Consider the following 18,566-nt stretch of genomic DNA (forward strand, 5'->3'; position numbering starts at 1 on the left):
AGTTCGGGAAAAATGAAAAGACTTTCTCCGAAAAGATATTTAAAATATTATCAAAAAACGCGAATAAACCTTTTAACTACAAACAGATAGCTGCTATTTTAGAATTAGATGATACTAAAAGCAGGAACGAAATAATCAAAGATTTAAAAATACTTGCCGCTCAAAAACTGATTATTGAGTCAGAACCTGGGACGTATTTAGTCAAAGCTTCCAGCCAGCAATACTATGAAGGTGTTGTTGACATGACTTCGAGAAAATCAGGATATTTTGTTTGCGACGATTTAGAGAATGATGTCTTTATTCCGTTTATAAATCTGAATCATGCTTTGGATGGAGATAAAGTAAAAGCCTATGTTTATAATCGTAGAAGCTCCAGAAAACCAGAAGCGGAAGTCATTGAAATTATTGAAAGACACAAAACCGAATTCGTTGGTGTAGTCGATATTCAAAAGAATTTTGGATTTGTAACTACGGCAAATGCGAAAATGTATACTGATATTTTTATTCCAAAAAATAAATTGGAAGATGCTGAACATGGCGATGTTGTTTTAGTAAAACTGGAAGATTGGCCAGCAAAAGCAGATTCTCCATTTGGTTCTGTGATAAAAGTGCTAGGAAAACCTGGTGAACACAATACTGAAATCCATGCAATTTTAGCAGAATATGGCTTGCCTTATGATTTTCCAATTGAAGTAGAAGCTTATGCAAATAAAATTGATACTTCCATAACCGATAAGGAAATTGAAAAGCGTCGTGATATGCGGAAAGTACTGACGTTTACGATTGATCCAAAAGATGCAAAAGATTTTGATGATGCGTTGTCTTTCCAGGTTTTAGAAAATGGAAATTATGAAATTGGTGTCCATATTGCTGATGTTTCGCATTATTTACAAGAAGGAACAATATTGGATGATGAAGCTTATAAAAGAGCAACTTCAGTTTATTTAGTTGACAGAGTTGTACCAATGCTTCCTGAAGTTTTGTCAAATTTTGCTTGTTCGCTTCGTCCGCACGAAGAAAAATATACATTCTCGGCTATATTTCAACTGAATGCTAAAGCTGAAGTTTTAGATTCCTGGTTTGGAAGAACGATTATTTATTCCGACCAACGTTTTTCTTATGAAGAAGCACAAAGTATTATCGAGACAAAATCAGATATCATTCCGGCAGAAATATCGTTAACGGGTGCAGCATATAAAGTTCCTGCAGAAATTGTGGCAGCAACTTTAAAACAAGATGAGTTGGCTAAAATTCTTCGTAGAAAAAGAATGGCTGATGGTGCTATTTCGTTTGATAAAGTTGAAGTAAAATTTAATTTGAATGTTGAATCAGAACCGGTTGGTGTGTTCTTTAAAGTATCTAAAGATGCAAATCATCTGATTGAAGAATTCATGTTGTTAGCCAATAGAAAAGTAGCAGAATTCATTGGTAAACAAAAGAAAACGTTTATTTACAGAATTCACGACGAACCAAACGAAGATAAATTAATCAACCTGCAAACAGTGATTTCTAAGTTTGGTTATTCAATAAATATGAAATCAAAACAGGATATTTCAAAATCATTGAATCAATTATTGAATGATGTCAACGGAAAAAAAGAACAGAATTTAGTAGATACATTGACGATTCGAAGTATGAGTAAAGCAAAATATTCTACTGAAAATATTGGGCATTATGGTTTAGCATTTGATTATTACAGCCATTTTACTTCGCCAATCCGTCGTTATCCTGATGTGATGGCACACCGATTATTGCAATATTATTTAGATGGAGGAAAATCTGTTGATGCTGATACTTACGAAGAAAAATGCGCTCATTCCAGTGATATGGAAGGTTTGGCAGCACAAGCAGAAAGAGATTCGGTGAAATATATGCAGGTAAAATACATGCAGGATCACAAAGATCAGGAGTTTCTTGGTGTTATTTCAGGCGTTACCGAATGGGGAATTTATGTAGAAATAATCGAAAATAAATGCGAAGGAATGGTTCGTATCCGTGAAATAAAAGAAGATTATTATACGTTTGATGAAAAGCAATATGCCTTGGTTGGTCAGGCAACACAGAGTATTTTACAACTTGGTGACGAGGTTTATGTAAAAGTAAAAACAGCTGATTTGGTTAAGAAACAATTGGATTTCAATTTTATTAGAAGAAATTAATAAGTATGAAAAAGTTAGTTTTTAGTTTATTGTTAGTAAGTACAATTGCTTTGGCTCAGGAAACAAAAAATGTGGGTGATTTTAGCAAAGTAACTTCATTTGACCGCATTGATGTTTTCCTTGTTTCAAGTGAAGAAAATAAGGTACAGATTGATGGAAAACAAGCTGATGAAGTTGAGTTAGTCAATAAAAATGGAGAATTAAAAATCAGAATGCCATTGACAAAATTACTGGATGGTGATAATATTTCCGTTACGGTTTACTTCAACAATCTAACCGCAGTTGAAGCTAATGAAGGTTCCAGAATTGCTTGTGGCGACAAAATCAGTGCAACATCTTTTGATATTATTGCCAAAGAAGGCTCAGAAATAAAACTCATTCTTGATGTACAAAAATTGAATGTGAAAGTGAAAAACGGGTCTATTGTCGACCTGCAGGGAAATGCTCTCACACAAGATGCTGTTGTAAATTCGGGCGGAAGGTATTTAGCTCCGGGATTAGAAACAAATCAAACATCAATTAATGTCACTGCTGGTGGTGAAGCTCATATTTTTGCGACTGACATAGTTGATGCTAAAGTCAGAGCTGGTGGCAACATTACAATCCACGGTGAGCCAAAACAAATAAATAAAGATATTGTTGTTGGTGGTACAATCTGCGAGGCAAAAAAGAAATAATTTTCAATTTTCGAATTTTAAATTCTAAATTGCAGTGTCAAAAATTTAACAATGATTTTACTTCAAGATATTTTATCTGCCATTCCGCTTGGTTTCTTTTTAAGTTTTATGATTGGACCAGTTTTCTTCGTATTACTTGAAACGAGTGTTGTCAAAGGCTTTAGAGCCGCAATTGTTTTTGATTTAGGAGTTGTTTTAGCCGATATTGTTTTTATTACCATAGCTTTTTTTAGTAGTTACCGATTAATCCAGAGTATTAAAGACGATCCGGCGTTGTTCATTTTTGGAGGTTTAGTAATGCTTACTTATGGTATTATCTCTTTTGTAAATAACAGAAAGGAAGCCAGAAAAAGTAAGATAGATGAAATTGATCCAAAAGAATTGGCTAAAACAAATTATCTTTCTTTGTTTATCAAAGGCTTTTTTCTAAATTTTATTAATATTGGCGTACTTGGTTTTTGGTTAGCCATATTGATAACCATTGGTCCGCAACTGGAATTAAAAACATCCAGAATGCTGACTTTTTTCTCTACTTTAATAGTTACTTATTTCATAACAGACATTTTTAAAATACTGTTAGCAAAGCAATTAAGAAGTAAGCTGAATCAAAAAAACATCCTATTAATCAAGAAGTTTATCAGTGTGGTTTTGATTGTATGCGGCGTGGTTTTGCTATCTCAGGCATGGTTTCCAAACGACCAGAAAATTGTAAAAAAAGCTTTTGAAAAGTTGGAACACGAGAAATAAAACCACCTATCATGAAAAGATTACTGTTGTTCTTTTCGTTCCTTTTTTCACTTTCATTTTATGGCCAGAATGATACGCTTTAGGTTGTCCGTCATACAGATAATGATTTAGTGGTTCCAAAAAACAAAAAATTAGTTTTTAGAGGACTTTTAAATGAATTTTTTATTGATGTTCCTAACTCCAAATCATTCGAAGCATCCGGTAACGGAATCACTAAAAAAGACAATAACATTTACAATCTCAATCCTGGAGCAGGATTAGAAACGACAATAACTATTGATATTGTTTTAAGAAACAATAAAAAAGTCTCAGAGAAACACGTTTTTAATTTTAAAAACACAGGTTCAATTATATCAACTTTCAATAAAATGGAAGGTGGAATAATAAAGCTTCAGAAAAGCGCTTTAAAAGATGGCGTTGTTGATGTAAGAGTTAGTGATAAGAATATTGAGGATTTTATTGAAGTCACTCAATTTAGTTTTAAAATTCCCGGTATGCCCGCTATGGTTATTGAGGGAAATAAAATTGATAATAAGACTTTTGAAAAAATAAATAAAAATGCGTCTAAAGGTGATGAAATTACAATATTTGATATAAGAACAAAGTCAATAAAAATAAAATCTGGTCCAATATGTGGAATTCAACCAATGATTATTCAAATTTTATAATTATCAAACTCTAATTTCCTTGAACTTTTTCAGAACTACTGTCCAGATTCGAACAAAACTTTAATCAATTTTTCTTAAAAAAATCATTAATAAAAAAACCTCCAAATTTCTTTGAAGGTTTCTGAGGCATCTTACGTCCCGAAGCTTCGGGAGAACCGAGTAGACGGTTTTGCATATATCTTTAATCAATTTTCCTTAAAAATTTTCAATAAAAAAACCTCTCACATGGAGAGGTTCTAATTTCTGAGGCATCGTCCGGATTCGAACCGGAGTAGACGGTTTTGCAGACCGGTGCCTAGCCGCTCGGCCACGATGCCAGTTATAGCGGCAAATATATACTTTTTTTTTAAAGTTGCAAAGTTTCAAAGTTTCTGAGCAGCAAAGTTTTTAAAATAACTCTTTCGCACTTCAAACTTCGTAAATCGTACTTAACTACGATATTCCTCCATTTCAATGGTAACCGCTTCAACATCACCACCAATAGGAGGATTGAGTTTAGATACTGCTAAAAGAATTCGGGAAACTGCCGGGATTTCTTTGAAGATTCTGTTTAGAATTCGATGGGCAACATGCTCTAATAACTTCGAACGAATAGCCATTTCTTCTTCTACAATTTTGTTTAAAAGCACATAATCAACCGTATCTTTAAGCTCATCTGAAATAGCCGATTTACGTAAATCGGTTTTGATTTCTAAATCTACACGGTAATCCGAACCAATTTTGGCTTCTTCATCGAGGCAGCCGTGAAAAGAAAAAGTTCTGATATTTTGAAGTTTTATGGTTCCCATAAAAAGGTTATTTGAGGATTTGGTAATTTGTTTATTCGATAAAAGTACTAAATATTTGCTTTTTATCTTCCAAAAAACCAAATAACCAAATCGACGAATAACCAAATAACCAACAATTTTGGTAACTTTGTCGCTCAAAAATTTGAATATGTCAACAGAAGAGAAGTCGCTTAATTTCATTGAACAAATTATAGAAGAAGATTTGAAAAATGGTTTGTCGCAGGACAAATTGCGTTTTCGTTTTCCGCCTGAGCCTAACGGTTATTTACACGTTGGTCATGCCAGTGCTATTTGTTTAAACTTTGGTTTGGGACTTGATTATCAGGCGCCGGTTAACCTGCGTTTTGATGATACGAATCCGGCTAAAGAAGAGCAGGAATATGTAGATGCTATCAAAAAAGATATTGAATGGCTGGGCTATAAATGGAGTAACGAATGTTACGCTTCTGATTATTTCCAGCAATTATACGATTGGGCGGTTGAATTTATCAAGAAAGGAAAAGCGTATGTTGACAGTCAGTCTTCGGAAGACATGGCAATCCAAAAAGGAACGCCAACTACCAAAGGAACAGATTCTCCTTTTAGAAACCGTTCAGTTGAAGAAAATTTAGATTTACTAACACGAATGAAAAACGGTGAGTTTCCAAACGGAACACATATTCTTCGTGCCAAAATAAGCATGGGCGCCAACAATATGTTGATGCGTGACCCAATTATGTACCGAATTCTGCACGCACATCATCACAGAACCGGAAACGATTGGTGTATTTATCCAATGTATGACTGGGCGCATGGCGAAAGCGATTATTTGGAACAAATTTCACATTCATTTTGTACACTTGAATTTTTACCACACAGAGAATTATATGATTGGTTTTTAGACCAGGTTTATGATGATACTAAAACACGTCCGAAGCAAAGAGAATTTGCACGTAGAAATCTATCTCATACAGTTGTTTCAAAAAGAAAATTGTTGCAATTAGTTGAAGAAAAACATGTTACTTCATGGGATGATCCAAGAATGAGCACTATTTCAGGAATGCGCCGTCGTGGTTATCCACCAATGGCAATCAGGAATTTTGCTAACACAATCGGAATTGCAAAACGTACCAATTTGATTGATGTTTCGCTATTGGAATTCTGCGTTCGTGAAGATTTGAATAAAACAGCACCAAGAGTCATGGCGGTTTTGAATCCGGTGAAGTTGGTTATTACCAATTATCCTGAAGGAAAAGAAGAAATTCTTGATGCTGAAAATAGTCAGGAAGATGAGAGCTTAGGGTTTAGAAAAGTGCCTTTTTCAAGAGAATTGTATATCGAAAGAGAAGATTTTCAGGAAGAAGCGAACAAGAAATTTTTCCGTTTGACGCTGGGAACTGAAGTTCGTTTGAAGAATGCTTATATTATTAAAGGTGAAGGTGTTGTAAAAGATGCTGACGGAAATATCACTGAAATTCATTGTACTTATGACGAAGATTCACGCAGCGGAAGCGGAACAGAAGCTTCTCAAAGAAAAGTAAAAGGAACGATTCACTGGGTTTCTATCAATCATGCGATTGAAGCTGAAGTTCGTATTTATGACCGACTTTTTACTCACGAAAATCCTGATGGCGATAAAGAGGTTGATTTCAAAGAATATATCAATCCAAATTCGCTTGAAGTAATTACGGGATATTTAGAACCAAGTCTGGCAACAGCCAAAAATGGAGAGCGATTCCAATTTCAACGTTTAGGATATTATTGTGTTGATAAAGATTCTTCTTCCGAAAAATTGGTTTTTAATAAAACAGTTGGCTTAAGAGATACCTGGGCAAAAGTGGAAAGTAAAGAATAATTTCAATATAGATTTTACAAATGGAAAGCTCACTTTTTAGTGAGCTTTTTTATTATTTATAAAATTTATTACAATTGCAATTCATATAATTTTTAGCAATTAAAACGGGCTTTCATAAATTGATTTTATGGTATTTTTAAATTTTTCCCAAGTCAAATTACCTTTATGCCTGATAACTTTCATTATGTCGTCTTAAAATGCATTTCGACTGTTTAAACTCATTTTAACATGTCGTCTAACTGTTTTTTTGTAAATTCACTTCTTAAAATTTTTAAAGTTATGTCAGATAAAAATGGAAATGGCACATTGGCACTTTTAGTCGGTGCCGCAATCGGAGTTGGACTCGGAATTTTATTTGCTCCGGAAAAAGGTTCGGTAACGAGAGAAAAAATAAAAAATGGATTTGATGATTTAAAAGATCAGGCAAAATCTAAAATAGATTTTTTGGATGATGAAACCAAAGAGAAAATTTCAAATGCCAAGGATGACTTAAAAGTCAAAGTGGAAAGCTTTCTTTCGGATTCAAGTTATAAAGCTGAAGAAGCGATTACCTTTTTAGAAGAGAAATTAGCCGAGCTTAAAAAACAAAACGCCAAATTGCAGAAATAATGGCATTAGAAGAACTAAAAGACAATGTTGAAGATATTCAGGAAAATGCCAAAGCGTATATAGAAAGCAGCATTGGATACTACAAACTTTGGGGTTTTAAAGTGGCGATGAAATCAACTACTTTAATTCTCAAGTTTGCCTTGATTGCAATTTGCTTAATGATTGTGCTGCTTTTCATTTCGGTTGCCGGAGCTTTAGCAATTGGTAAATCATTAGACAGTTATGTGTTGGGATTTTTAACAGTGGCCGGAATTTATTTGATATTGGTCTTCCTCTTATTTTTAATAAAAGACAAAATCGTTGAAGGGCCAATTTTGCAGAAATTCTCAGAAATATTTTTTAACGACGATTAATCATGAAAGCAAAACAATATTCGTCTTACGCCGAAATCGAACACGATTTAGAAATTCTGAGAGTGGAACGCGAAATCCATTATCAAAAAATAATGTTAGGCATTGATAAAACCAAGGAAAGTTTTATGCCTTCCAAATCAGTTTCGTTTGTTGGCGAGGTATTGCAAAAAGCAACAACTGGTCCAATTGGAACCATATTAAAGATTGCAGTTCCATATGCGGTCAATTGGTACATAAACAGAAAAAGAGGCAATTAAGCCTCTTTTTTTTATTCCATTGTGATAAAATTATTTTGTTGGTTTCGGTTCATCCGGATGCGATGTATCAGATGGATTGTAATCTAACGAAGAATGATTTCCCGATTTCTTAACTCTTTTCGGTTGATTTTTCATTTGTTCACCCATAATACTAGAAGCCGTAAAACTGGTTACCATATTGTTCAACATATCGCTCGCCGCTTGTGGTGAATTGGGTAACAAAATCAAGTTTGAATTAGTATCAGCACCAATAGCCTGAAGCGTATCATAATGTTGCGTAATTACAATCAAAGCTGAAGCTTCCTGCGAATTGATTCCAACTTTGTTTAAAACATCAACACTTTCAACCAAACCTTTAGCAATTTCTCTACGTTGGTCAGCAATACCTTGTCCTTGTAATTTTTTACTTTCTGCTTCTGCTTTTGCTTTAGCAACGATTCTGATTCGTTGTGCATCTGATTCGAACATGGCAGCTGTTTTTTCTCTTTCGGCAGCATTGATACGGTTCATCGCATTTTTCACCTGGATATCCGGATCGATATCGGTAACCAAAGTATTGATAATGTCATAACCATAAGTTGTCATTGCTTCGTTCAACTCACGTTTTACAGCAATGGCAACATCGTCTTTTCTAAGAAAAACGTCATCCAAAATTAACTTCGGAACTTCAGCACGAACCACGTCAAATACATAAGCTGTAATTTGATCGTGTGGATACTCTAATTTATAGAACGCTTCATAAACGTGTTCAGGAATTACTTTAAATTGTACGGAAACTTTCATTTTTACAAACACATTGTCTTTGGTTTGCGTTTCGATAATCACGTCCAATTGCTGAATTCTAAGATTCACACGACCGGCAATTCGGTCAATAATTGGAAGTTTGAGCTGAAGACCAGAGTTCCTGACGTTCAAAAACTTTCCGAAACGCTCAAGAACAACAGCTGTTTGTTGTTTAACCGTAAAGAAAGAGGAAAAGAGAATGATAATACCTAAGAATAAAAAAACAAAGAAAAAGATTGGCATGACTGTTTAAATTTAAATGTTAGTAAAGTTGTTGTACGGAAAAAATGTATGTTTGTTACAAATTAAAAGTTACGAATTCATGATTAAAAAGATTTCAATCCTTTTGTTGTTTACAACAGCTATTGGATTTGCACAATATGGTTACAGAGATTCCAATATGATTGGAATTACTTTAGGATTAAATCAATTTAGCGTAAACACTTCGGATTTTGATGCAAAGCCAGGAAATGGTTGGAATGTTGGGCTTTCCATGCGAGGAAATTTCTATAACGATTGGGATGCTATTTATGGTTTGCAGTTTAGTGAATACAATTATAAAGTTGTAACTAAAAAAGGTGTTTCCAGTGATATAGATGTAAATTACAAATTGCCTTGTGCCAATGTCACTTTTCAGTTGAGTTATAAATTTATTGAAAATCATTTAAGTGTTGAGTTTGGCCCTGTGGTACAGATAAATGGCGATGCTCAGATTAACAAAGCCGATGAAACCAATATAGTAAAAGGAACAGCCGTGACTGCTAAAGATTTCACAAAAATGGGAAACGTCGGTGTTTATCCACTTATAGGTATAACAGCCGGAGTTAGGAATGTTCGACTGAATATTTCCTATCTGTATGGCGTTATGAATATGTTTGGAAAAGTTGATGGCGATTTCACTGGTCACGCTTCCATAATTAATGGGAATGTGGTTTTCTACTTCTAATAAAAAAGCCCCAAAGATTCGGGGCTTTTCTTTTTATAAACTTTCGATTGCTTTTTCCAATCGCTTGATGGTTTCTTCTTTTCCAATCAATTCCACGATGTCAAAAAGATGCGGACCTTTTAAAGCACCAACCAAGCTCAAACGGAAAGGCTGCATTACTTTACCCATTCCAATTTCGTTTTGCGTCATCCAGTTTTTGACAACTGTTTCGATATTTGCAGAAGTAAAATCACTTATGTTTTCTAGCACAGAAATTAATTCCTGCATTAAACGCGGTGTATCAGCATTCCAGTTTTTTGCCGCTTTTTCATCATAAGATGTTGGCGCTTCAAAAAAGAAGCTACTCATTTCCCAGAATTCAGAAACAAAATTAGCACGCTCTTTTATCAGGGATACTATCTTCACTAGAGAAGTATAATCAACATCAATATTCTTTTCATAAAGAAATGGAGCAAAGCTTTTTGCCATACTTTCATCGCTTTGCTTTTGTAAATATTGATGATTGAACCATTTATTTTTATCTGGATCAAATTTGGCTCCGGCTTTGTGAACTCTGTTCAAGTCAAATTTTTCTACTAATTCCGCTAATGAAAATAACTCTTGATCTGTTCCGTCATTCCAGCCTAATAAAGCTAAAAAGTTAATTACAGCTTCTGGGAAAAATCCATTTTCTCTATAACCTGAAGAAACTCCTTCTTCACTTTTCCATTCTAATGGAAATACAGGAAAACCTAACTTATCGCCATCGCGTTTTGATAACTTTCCATTTCCGATTGGTTTTAAAATCAATGGTAAATGCGCAAACTCTGGTGCTTCCCAACCAAATGCTTTGTATAATAAACTGTGCAACGGCATCGATGGCAACCATTCTTCACCACGAATTACATGTGAAGTTTCCATTAAATGATCATCGACAATATTCGCTAAATGATAGGTTGGCATTCCGTCAGATTTGAATAAAACTTTATCATCTAACAAATTGGTTTCAAAACTAATATCGCCACGAATGATGTCATGTAGATGCAACGTCTCATTTACAGGAGTTTTAAAACGAACAACGTAAGCTTCGCCTGCAGCTATTCTTTTTTCGGTTTCTTCTTTTGAAATTACTAAAGAAGTATCCAGCTTTTCACGATTATGCCAATTGTAAATGAATGTTTTTCCTTGCTCTTCATGTTGTTTTCTGTGGACATCTAAAGCTTCAGCAGTATCAAAAGCATAATATGCCCAGCCTGAATTTATCAGTTGGTCAGCGTATTGTTTGTACAATTCTTTTCTTTCCGATTGACGGTACGGCCCAAATTTTTCGTTCTTTCCAACGGTTTCACTTGGGGCGATTCCTAACCATTCCAAAGCTTCAAAAATGTATTGCTCGGCTCCGGGAACGAAACGATTTTGGTCGGTATCCTCTATTCTCAAATAGAAAACGCCGTTATTTTTTTTTGCAAATAAGTAATTGAATAATGCAGTTCTAACACCTCCAATGTGCAACGGTCCGGTTGGACTTGGGGCAAAACGTACTCTAACAGCTTTTGACATTTCGTAAATTTTCGACAAAGATAAAGTTTATAAAGCCACGAATGCACGAATATTTTTTGTTTTCATTCTACTAAATATTCCGAAAATTATTCGTGCATTCGTGGCAAATTTGTTTAAGGAATTTTTAACGCTTTGATATTCCCTAAAAATTGTACATTTATCGGTTATAAAAAGAAATTGCAAAATTGGAGAATTCAAAGGTTATTTATCAAAAGTTAGAAGACTTTATCAGGAAGTTTTACACAAACGAATTGCTGCGCGGATTTATCTTCTTCGTCGGAATTGGATTGCTGTATTTTATTTTCACCTTGTTCGTAGAATATTTTCTTTGGCTTAAACCAATGGCGAGAACCGTTTTGTTTGGCATGTTCATTATTGTTGAGCTTTTTCTGTTGTTCCGATTTATATGTTTTCCGTTATTCAAGTTATTCAAACTTCAAAAAGGAATTGATTATAAAGAAGCTTCAACCATTATTGGGAATCATTTTAGTGAAGTAGGCGACAAGCTGACCAACTTTTTGCAGCTTTCTCTGGACAAAAACAAGTCGGAATTGTTATTAGCATCAATTGATCAGAAAGCAAATGCACTGCAGCCAATTCCTTTTGGCAACGCAATTAATCTCGGAGGCAATAAGAAATACTTGCCTTTGGCTATAATCCCGATTTTGTTTTTTGCTTTCTTTTATATTTCGGGAAACAGCAATCTGATTTCACAAAGCCTGAATCGTGTGGTTCATTTTAAGCAACAGTTTTTGCCGCCGGCACCATTTGAATTTGAGGTTTTGAATAAAAACTTGCAAACTGAACAGAATAGAGATTTCCTTTTAAAAGTCAGAACTGTTGGTAAAGTTGTTCCCGAAAACGCGGTGATTTTCATTGGCGAGGAAAGCTATTTTATGGAAAGCAATAAGTCGGGAGAATTTGAATTTATTATTCCTAAGCCTTCTGAAGATATAGAGTTTCATATTGAAGCCAACGATGTTTCTTCGCATGATTATGAATTGAAAGTGGTTACAGTTCCATCGATTGCCAATTTTGAAATGGTGCTGAACTTTCCAAATTATCTGAATAAAAAATCTGAAGTTATAAAAGGAACAGGAAATGCTATAATTCCGGAAGGAACGCAGGTTACCTGGAGAATGAATACATTGGCTACACAAAAAGTGGATTGGGTAAATGAAAATGCGCATTACACTTTTGCCAAACAAGACAATATTTTTTTGTTGTCAAAAAGCATTCTTCAGAACATAGATTATCAAATCCTAACTTCAAACAATAGGGTTCAGAATTACGAAAAGCTGAATTATCAGATATCTGTTATCAAAGATCAGTATCCAACCATAAATGTCAACAATGCACCGGATAGCTTGAAGGTTAATAAGAACTTTGTTTTAGGGCAGGTTTCTGACGATTATGGCTTGTCTAAACTCCAAATTGTGTATTATCCTAAAGACACACCGAATGTTGCTAAAAAAGCTGTTATCGCAGTTAAGAGAGATATTTATGACCAGTTTGTGTTTTCATTCCCGAGCAACCTTGCGGTAGAAGAAGGAGTTTCGTATGAATATTATTTTGAGATTTTTGACAACGATGCGATTCATAGTTACAAAAGCACTAAATCTTCAGTTTTCAGCAATAGAATAGCTACTGAAACTGAGAAGCAAGATGAAATGATGCAACAGCAAAATGAAAACATTAATTCAATGGCGAAATCCCTGAAAGCGCAAGACAAGCAGCTTTCGGAGTTGGATAAATTGCAAAAAATGGGTAAAGAAAAAGACAATTTAGAATATAAAGATCAACAGAAAGTAAACGATTTTATTCAGCGTCAAAAGCAACAGGACGAAATGATGAAAGAGTTTTCAGAGAAGATGAAGGAAAATTTAGAGCAGTTCAAATCGGAGAAAAAAGACGAGAAAAAAGATTTGCTTCAGGACAGATTAGAAAAGTCTAAAGAAGAAATCGAAAAGAATAAAAAACTATTAGAAGAACTTCAGAAGCTGAATGACAAAATCAGTAAAGAAGAGTTGTTTGAAAAAATGGAGAAATTCCAACAAGCAAGTAAAAATCAAACTAAGAGTTTAGAGCAATTGGTGGAATTGACTAAGCGTTATTATGTAGAGAAAAAGGCGCAACAAATAGCTGACAAAATAAATAAGCTCGCTGAAAAGCAAGATAAGCTTGCGGATAAAACAGATGAGAATAATGCGGAGAAGCAAGACGAAATTAATAAGGAATTCGATAAGATTCAGGAGGAATTAAAAGATTTAGAAAATGACAATAAAGAACTAAAAGCTCCGATGGATTTACCTAAATCTGAAGACAAAGAAAAAAGCATAGACGAAGATTTAAAGGATGCGAAAGACCAATTACAGAAACAGCAAAAAGACAAAGCCAAACCAAAACAAAAAAGTGCTTCCAAAAAAATGAAGCAAATGGGACAACAAATGCAAGAGCAAATGGAATCTGGTGAAATGGAGCAAATGCAGGAAGATCTTGAGATGTTACGTCAGATTTTGGACAATCTTTTAGCCTATTCGTTTTCACAGGAAGATGTAATGAAACAGTTTAAGAATTTAAAACGCGGGGCTCCATCGTTTAATAAGAACCTGAAAATCCAACAAGATTTAAAGCAACAGTTCAAGCATGTTGATGACAGCTTGTTTGCGATGTCTTTACGTAATCCAAAAATAGCTGAAGGTATCACTAAAGAAATAGGAAACGTTCAATACAACGTTGACAGAGCAATTGAGACTTTAGCGGAAGCCAATGTTCCAAAAGGTAATTCCCATCAACAGTATGCGGTTTCATCTTCCAACAAGCTTGCCGATTTGTTAAGCGATATTTTGAACGGAATGCAGATGCAAATGTCCGCTCCAGGTTCAGGAAAAGGAAAACCAAAACCAGGCCAAGGTCAGGGAATGCAATTGCCTGACATTATTAAAAAACAGGATGGTTTGGGTGAAAAGATGAAAAAGGGAATGAAGAAAGGCGACAAACCTGGTGATGGCCCGGAAGGAAAACAAGGGGAAGGAGAGGGACAAGGTCAAGAAGGGCAAAAACCCGGGCAGGGACAAAAAGGAGGCAAAGGTGGTAAAGGTCAGGGAGAAGGCCAAGGAAATGGAAAAGATGGGAAAGATGGTGAAAATGGTCAAGATGGTGAAGGAGATGCCAAGGCTATAATGGAAATTTATAAAGAACAACAACAGCTGCGTGAAGCATTGGAAAAGGAATTAAAGAAGCAAGGTGTTGGCGGTAACGGTCAAAATGCTTTGGATCAGATGAAGCAAATAGAAAAACAATTGTTAAACAAAGGTTTTAATAATGAAACGCTTCAAAAGATTTTAAATGTCAAATATGAGTTGTTGAAATTAGAAAAAGCAGTCCAGCAACAAGGCGAAGACAAGAAGCGTCAATCGGAAACAAACAAGAAAGAATTTAACAATCAGGCTACTGCACTACCAAGCAAGCTTCAAGAATATTTGAATAGTATTGAAATTTTAAATAGACAAAGCTTACCTTTGCGCTCCAATTTTAACCAAAGGGTTCAAGAATATTTCAAAACCAATGATTAGTTTTAATTACGAGTTAGATTTCAAACTAGAAAACGAATCTATTTATTCAGACTGGCTTTCAAAAGTCATTAGCTCTGAAATGAAGAGCGAAGGCGATATTAATTATGTCTTCTGCGACGATGACTATTTGATTGAAATTAACCAGCAATATCTAGACCACGACACATTAACAGACATTATCAGCTTTGATTATTCTGTGGGAAATGAATTACACGGAGATGTTTTTATTTCCGTTGAAAGAGTTCGAGAAAATGCAGTTGATTTCAATGTTGATTTTGAGGAGGAATTAAAACGAGTATTAGTTCACGGAGTTTTGCACTACTGTGGATACAAAGACAAAAGCGAGGAAGACGAAAAACTTATGCGTCAAAAAGAGGAAGAAAAAATGAAGATGTTCCACGTGAAACACAACTAAAATGTTTTTAGAAAAATACGATGTAATAATAGTAGGAGCGGGTCATGCAGGTTGTGAAGCCGCAGCGGCGTCAGCCAATTTGGGCTGTAGTACATTATTGGTTACAATGAGTCTGCAAAACATTGCGCAAATGTCATGTAATCCTGCGATGGGCGGGATTGCAAAAGGACAAATCGTTCGTGAGATTGATGCGCTCGGAGGTTATTCAGGAATTGTTTCTGATAATACAGCCGTGCAGTTTAAAATGCTGAATAAGTCAAAAGGTCCCGCAATGTGGTCTCCAAGAGTACAGTCGGACAGAATGCGTTTCGCGGAGGAGTGGAGATTGCGATTGGAACGAACACCCAATCTTGACTTTTATCAGGAAATGGTCAAAGGACTTTTGATTAAGAATAATAAAATAGAAGGAATTGTAACTTCACTTGGAATTGAAATCAAAGCCAAAACTGTCGTGCTTACCAATGGAACTTTCCTTAATGGATTAATCCATATTGGCGAGAAACAATTCGGAGGAGGAAGAGCAGGCGAAAGCGCGGCTTTTGGAATTACAGATGATTTGGTCAAAGTTGGTTTCGAAGCAGGAAGAATGAAAACCGGAACGCCACCGAGAGTTGATGGCCGTTCTTTAGATTATTCTAAAATGAGAGAAGAACCAGGTGACGACATTCCTGATAAATTCTCCTATTCGGATGAAACAAAACCTTTGGCTCATCAAATGCTGTGTCACATGACTTATACTTCAAATGAAGTGCATAATATTTTACGTGAAGGTTTTGATCGTTCGCCAATGTTTAACGGAAGAATTAAAAGCATCGGACCAAGATATTGTCCTTCTATCGAAGATAAAATTAATCGATTTGCTGATAAAGAAAGGCATCAATTATTCGTAGAGCCCGAAGGCTGGAATACAGTTGAGGTTTATGTAAATGGCTTTTCGACTTCATTGCCCGAAGACATTCAATTTAAAGCATTGCGATCCGTAGAAGGATTTGAGAAAGTTAAATTTTTCCGTCCTGGATATGCTATCGAATATGATTATTTTCCGCCTACACAATTAAAACATACGCTTGAAACTAAATTAGTAGAAGGATTATACTTTGCTGGACAAATAAACGGAACAACAGGTTACGAAGAAGCAGCTTCACAAGGAATGATGGCTGGAATTAATGCGGCGTTGAGAGTAAAAGAACAAGAACCAATGATTTTGCGTCGTGACGAAGCTTATATCGGAGTTCTAATTGATGATTTAATTACAAAAGGAACGGAAGAGCCATACAGAATGTTTACTTCGCGAGCGGAATACAGAACGTTGTTGCGTCAGGACAATGCCGATTTTAGATTGACTCCTAAGTCACATGATATTGGTTTAGCATCTGAAAAGAGATTGCGCAGAATGGAGCATAAGTTTAATGAAAGCGAAAAAATGGTGAATTTTTTCAAGGAAACAAGTGTAACGCAAGAAGAAGCAAATCCAATTTTGATTGAAAAGGAAAGCTCTCCGATGACACAATCGGACAAAATGTTTAAAGTGTTTTCACGTCCGCAAATTGAACTGGAGGATTTCTTAAAATTTGAAAAGGTAAAAGAGTATGTTGCCCAAAACGATTTAGATAAAGAGATAATTGAACAAGCAGAAATCCAAGTTAAATATTCGGGTTATATCGAAAAGGAAAGAAACAATGCAGAGAAACTTATCCGTTTAGAAGATATTAAAATTCCGGAGAATTTCGATTTTCATAAGATCAAATCAATGTCGATTGAAGCCAAACAAAAACTGACCAATATTCGTCCGATAACCATTTCACAAGCATCAAGAATCAGCGGAGTTTCTCCTGCTGACATTTCAGTTTTATTAATTTATATGGGACGATAGAAATCTGTTCCACGTGAAACTAAGTTTCGCAAGCCCTACCAACATAGCATTTATATGAGTTTTCAGAACAATATTTTTTTTAAAAAAGTTAAAGACTATTCCGTTTCAAAAGAGATTTTCGAATTGCATCACAATCCGGAATATGATTTGTTAATCACTTTTCCTAAACCAAGTTTAGAGAAATTACCAAGCTATTATGAAAGTGAAGATTATATTTCGCATACTGATGGTAAGCGTTCTTTATTTGAAAAAATGTATCATTTGATTAAAAATATTGCGCTTAAAAACAAAGTAAAATTAATCAACGCACAATCACAGAAAGGAAAACTTTTAGACATTGGAGCAGGAACCGGAGACTTTTTGGTTGTGGCAAAAAACGATGGATGGGATACAACCGGAATCGAACCAAACGCAAAAGCAAAAACAATTGCTACAAATAAAGGCGTAAATTTCGCAAACAATCTTTCCGATTTAGAAAGTCATTCTTTTGATGTAATAACCATGTGGCACGTTTTAGAACACGTTCCAAATCTTGATGAATATATATTGGAACTGAAAAGATTAGTAAAGCCAACAGGAACAATTCTCATTGCGGTACCAAATTTCAAATCGTTTGACGCTGAATATTACGGAAGATTTTGGGCAGCTTTTGACGTTCCGAGACATATCTGGCATTTTTCAACAACAGCCATTCAAAAATTGTTTGCAGAAAAAGAAATGAAATTGGTTGATGTTCTTCCAATGAAATTTGACAGTTTTTATGTGAGTTTATTATCTGAAAAATATAAAACGGGAAAAATGAATTTCGTTAAAGCTTTTTTTGTCGGATTGAAATCGAATAATAGCGGAAATCAAACCAAAGAGTATTCTTCACACATTTACATCATAAAAAACAAGTAAAAGCTTATTTAAAGCGCGCTGTTTAATAAAACAAACAAAGAATATGCGATAAGTTATTTGAAACAAAATATGGCTTTAAAGCGCTTTATTTGAATTCAAAATCAATAGCTAGACATTATAACAATGAATTTTACAATAACTAAAGCTTATAACTCCTAAAACACACAAATTCAACTTTAGATTATTGAATTTTATTTTTATACTTTTGAAACCGAAATTAAAATTATCAAATCATAATGAGAAAAACAGTTATCCTATTTGTGTTCGCAATTGCAGTTATTTCCTGTAATAAAGCAGCAGAAACTAAAGAATTTAAAACAGCCTATATTGATACTTCAAAATTAATGGAAGAATCTACAGAAGCTAAAGACATCGAGGCAAAATATAAAGACAGATCTAAAGTAATGGGTAACCAGTTGGAAGCTGAAGTAGCGAGATTCAAA

At 34.8% G+C, this 18,566-nt stretch carries 16 protein-coding genes, 1 tRNA gene and 1 pseudogene; 14 read left to right on the plus strand and 4 right to left on the minus strand.

The genetic code is table 11. From position 1 onward, the window contains the following. The 4 genes from rnr to ABIQ27_RS10050 all read left to right on the plus strand — a co-directional run. A partial coding sequence (gene rnr / locus ABIQ27_RS10035) for a ribonuclease R (protein ID WP_348033753.1) occupies positions 1 to 2,159 on the plus strand: 2,159 nt, incomplete at its 5' end. A gap of 5 nt (positions 2,160 to 2,164) precedes the next feature. Continuing rightward, on the plus strand, positions 2,165 to 2,836 hold the full coding sequence (locus ABIQ27_RS10040; protein WP_348033754.1) for a head GIN domain-containing protein: 672 nt from the start codon (positions 2,165 to 2,167) through the stop codon (positions 2,834 to 2,836). Between the two features lie 51 nt (positions 2,837 to 2,887). Next, positions 2,888 to 3,583: a LysE family transporter gene (locus ABIQ27_RS10045; RefSeq protein ID WP_348033755.1), complete on the plus strand. Its 696-nt coding sequence runs from the start codon at positions 2,888 to 2,890 to the stop codon at positions 3,581 to 3,583. Positions 3,584 to 3,693: 110 nt separating this feature from the next. After that, positions 3,694 to 4,251 carry a hypothetical protein gene (locus ABIQ27_RS10050; protein ID WP_348033756.1) on the plus strand — a complete coding sequence of 186 codons (558 nt, stop codon included), beginning with the start codon at positions 3,694 to 3,696 and terminating at the stop codon, positions 4,249 to 4,251. A gap of 246 nt (positions 4,252 to 4,497) precedes the next feature. Here the strand turns inward: ABIQ27_RS10050 and ABIQ27_RS10055 are convergent. After that, positions 4,498 to 4,568, minus strand: a tRNA-Cys gene (locus ABIQ27_RS10055). Positions 4,569 to 4,679: 111 nt separating this feature from the next. Further along, the gene (folB, locus tag ABIQ27_RS10060) at positions 4,680 to 5,039 is read right to left on the minus strand and encodes a dihydroneopterin aldolase (RefSeq protein ID WP_348033771.1); all 360 of its coding nucleotides are present in this window, start codon (positions 5,037 to 5,039) and stop codon (positions 4,680 to 4,682) included. A gap of 148 nt (positions 5,040 to 5,187) precedes the next feature. Here folB and ABIQ27_RS10065 point away from each other — a divergent pair, with 148 nt between their 5' ends. The 4 genes from ABIQ27_RS10065 (at position 5,188) to ABIQ27_RS10080 (ending at position 8,092) form a co-directional block, all read left to right on the plus strand. Further along, positions 5,188 to 6,873, plus strand: a complete 1,686-nt coding sequence (locus tag ABIQ27_RS10065) for a glutamine--tRNA ligase/YqeY domain fusion protein (protein WP_348033758.1) — start codon at positions 5,188 to 5,190, stop codon at positions 6,871 to 6,873. A 279-nt stretch (positions 6,874 to 7,152) separates the two neighbouring features. Further along, positions 7,153 to 7,482 carry a YtxH domain-containing protein gene (locus ABIQ27_RS10070; protein WP_348033759.1) on the plus strand — a complete coding sequence of 110 codons (330 nt, stop codon included), beginning with the start codon at positions 7,153 to 7,155 and terminating at the stop codon, positions 7,480 to 7,482. Continuing rightward, positions 7,482 to 7,835, plus strand: coding sequence for a competence protein (locus tag ABIQ27_RS10075; RefSeq protein ID WP_348033760.1), 354 nt, complete (start codon positions 7,482 to 7,484; stop codon positions 7,833 to 7,835). Before ABIQ27_RS10070 ends, ABIQ27_RS10075 begins: the two co-directional genes overlap by 1 nt. Before the next feature lie 2 nt (positions 7,836 to 7,837). Next, positions 7,838 to 8,092: a DUF6327 family protein gene (locus ABIQ27_RS10080; RefSeq protein ID WP_348033762.1), complete on the plus strand. Its 255-nt coding sequence runs from the start codon at positions 7,838 to 7,840 to the stop codon at positions 8,090 to 8,092. Between the two features lie 30 nt (positions 8,093 to 8,122). Here the strand turns inward: ABIQ27_RS10080 and ABIQ27_RS10085 are convergent, their stop codons facing one another. Continuing rightward, positions 8,123 to 9,118, minus strand: a complete 996-nt coding sequence (locus tag ABIQ27_RS10085; RefSeq protein WP_348033763.1) for an SPFH domain-containing protein — start codon at positions 9,116 to 9,118, stop codon at positions 8,123 to 8,125. Positions 9,119 to 9,197: 79 nt separating this feature from the next. Between ABIQ27_RS10085 and ABIQ27_RS10090 the strand changes: the two genes are divergently transcribed. Beyond that, positions 9,198 to 9,821 (plus strand): outer membrane beta-barrel protein, encoded by a 624-nt coding sequence (locus ABIQ27_RS10090; RefSeq protein ID WP_348033764.1) that lies wholly within the window; start codon positions 9,198 to 9,200, stop codon positions 9,819 to 9,821. 33 nt (positions 9,822 to 9,854) lie between these two features. Here ABIQ27_RS10090 and gltX read toward each other — a convergent pair whose 3' ends face one another. Next, positions 9,855 to 11,360, minus strand: coding sequence for a glutamate--tRNA ligase (gene gltX, locus ABIQ27_RS10095; RefSeq protein ID WP_348033765.1), 1,506 nt, complete (start codon positions 11,358 to 11,360; stop codon positions 9,855 to 9,857). Positions 11,361 to 11,545: 185 nt separating this feature from the next. On the opposite strand from gltX, the gene ABIQ27_RS10100 reads away from it, so the two are divergent. The 5 genes and pseudogenes from ABIQ27_RS10100 to ABIQ27_RS10120 form a co-directional block, all read left to right on the plus strand. After that, positions 11,546 to 14,935, plus strand: a complete 3,390-nt coding sequence (locus tag ABIQ27_RS10100) for a hypothetical protein (protein ID WP_348033767.1) — start codon at positions 11,546 to 11,548, stop codon at positions 14,933 to 14,935. Beyond that, positions 14,928 to 15,350, plus strand: a complete 423-nt coding sequence (gene ybeY / locus ABIQ27_RS10105; RefSeq protein WP_348033768.1) for an rRNA maturation RNase YbeY — start codon at positions 14,928 to 14,930, stop codon at positions 15,348 to 15,350. Before ABIQ27_RS10100 ends, ybeY begins: the two co-directional genes overlap by 8 nt. A 1-nt stretch (position 15,351) precedes the next feature. Then, a complete protein-coding gene (mnmG, locus tag ABIQ27_RS10110) occupies positions 15,352 to 17,223 on the plus strand; it encodes a tRNA uridine-5-carboxymethylaminomethyl(34) synthesis enzyme MnmG (protein ID WP_348033769.1) in 1,872 nt (623 codons plus the stop codon). Between the two features lie 54 nt (positions 17,224 to 17,277). Next, entirely contained in the window at positions 17,278 to 18,123 is an 846-nt protein-coding gene (locus ABIQ27_RS10115; RefSeq protein ID WP_348033770.1) for a class I SAM-dependent methyltransferase, read from the plus strand. 236 nt (positions 18,124 to 18,359) lie between these two features. Continuing rightward, positions 18,360 to 18,566, plus strand: a pseudogene (locus ABIQ27_RS10120) (OmpH family outer membrane protein); the annotation flags it as partial.

It is taken from the genome of Flavobacterium sp., assembly GCF_039916025.1.
Lineage (GTDB): Bacteria > Bacteroidota > Bacteroidia > Flavobacteriales > Flavobacteriaceae > Flavobacterium.

Coding starts and splice junctions, on each gene's coding strand:
- ABIQ27_RS10085 (WP_348033763.1), bottom strand. CDS start 9,118: ATGCCAATCTTTTTCTTTGTTTTTTTATTCTTAGGTATTATCATTCTC.
- ABIQ27_RS10075 (WP_348033760.1), top strand. CDS start 7,482: ATGGCATTAGAAGAACTAAAAGACAATGTTGAAGATATTCAGGAAAAT.
- folB (WP_348033771.1), bottom strand. CDS start 5,039: ATGGGAACCATAAAACTTCAAAATATCAGAACTTTTTCTTTTCACGGC.
- gltX (WP_348033765.1), bottom strand. CDS start 11,360: ATGTCAAAAGCTGTTAGAGTACGTTTTGCCCCAAGTCCAACCGGACCG.
- ABIQ27_RS10115 (WP_348033770.1), top strand. CDS start 17,278: ATGAGTTTTCAGAACAATATTTTTTTTAAAAAAGTTAAAGACTATTCC.
- mnmG (WP_348033769.1), top strand. CDS start 15,352: ATGTTTTTAGAAAAATACGATGTAATAATAGTAGGAGCGGGTCATGCA.
- ABIQ27_RS10090 (WP_348033764.1), top strand. CDS start 9,198: ATGATTAAAAAGATTTCAATCCTTTTGTTGTTTACAACAGCTATTGGA.
- ybeY (WP_348033768.1), top strand. CDS start 14,928: ATGATTAGTTTTAATTACGAGTTAGATTTCAAACTAGAAAACGAATCT.
- ABIQ27_RS10045 (WP_348033755.1), top strand. CDS start 2,888: ATGATTTTACTTCAAGATATTTTATCTGCCATTCCGCTTGGTTTCTTT.
- ABIQ27_RS10065 (WP_348033758.1), top strand. CDS start 5,188: ATGTCAACAGAAGAGAAGTCGCTTAATTTCATTGAACAAATTATAGAA.
- ABIQ27_RS10040 (WP_348033754.1), top strand. CDS start 2,165: ATGAAAAAGTTAGTTTTTAGTTTATTGTTAGTAAGTACAATTGCTTTG.
- ABIQ27_RS10070 (WP_348033759.1), top strand. CDS start 7,153: ATGTCAGATAAAAATGGAAATGGCACATTGGCACTTTTAGTCGGTGCC.
- ABIQ27_RS10080 (WP_348033762.1), top strand. CDS start 7,838: ATGAAAGCAAAACAATATTCGTCTTACGCCGAAATCGAACACGATTTA.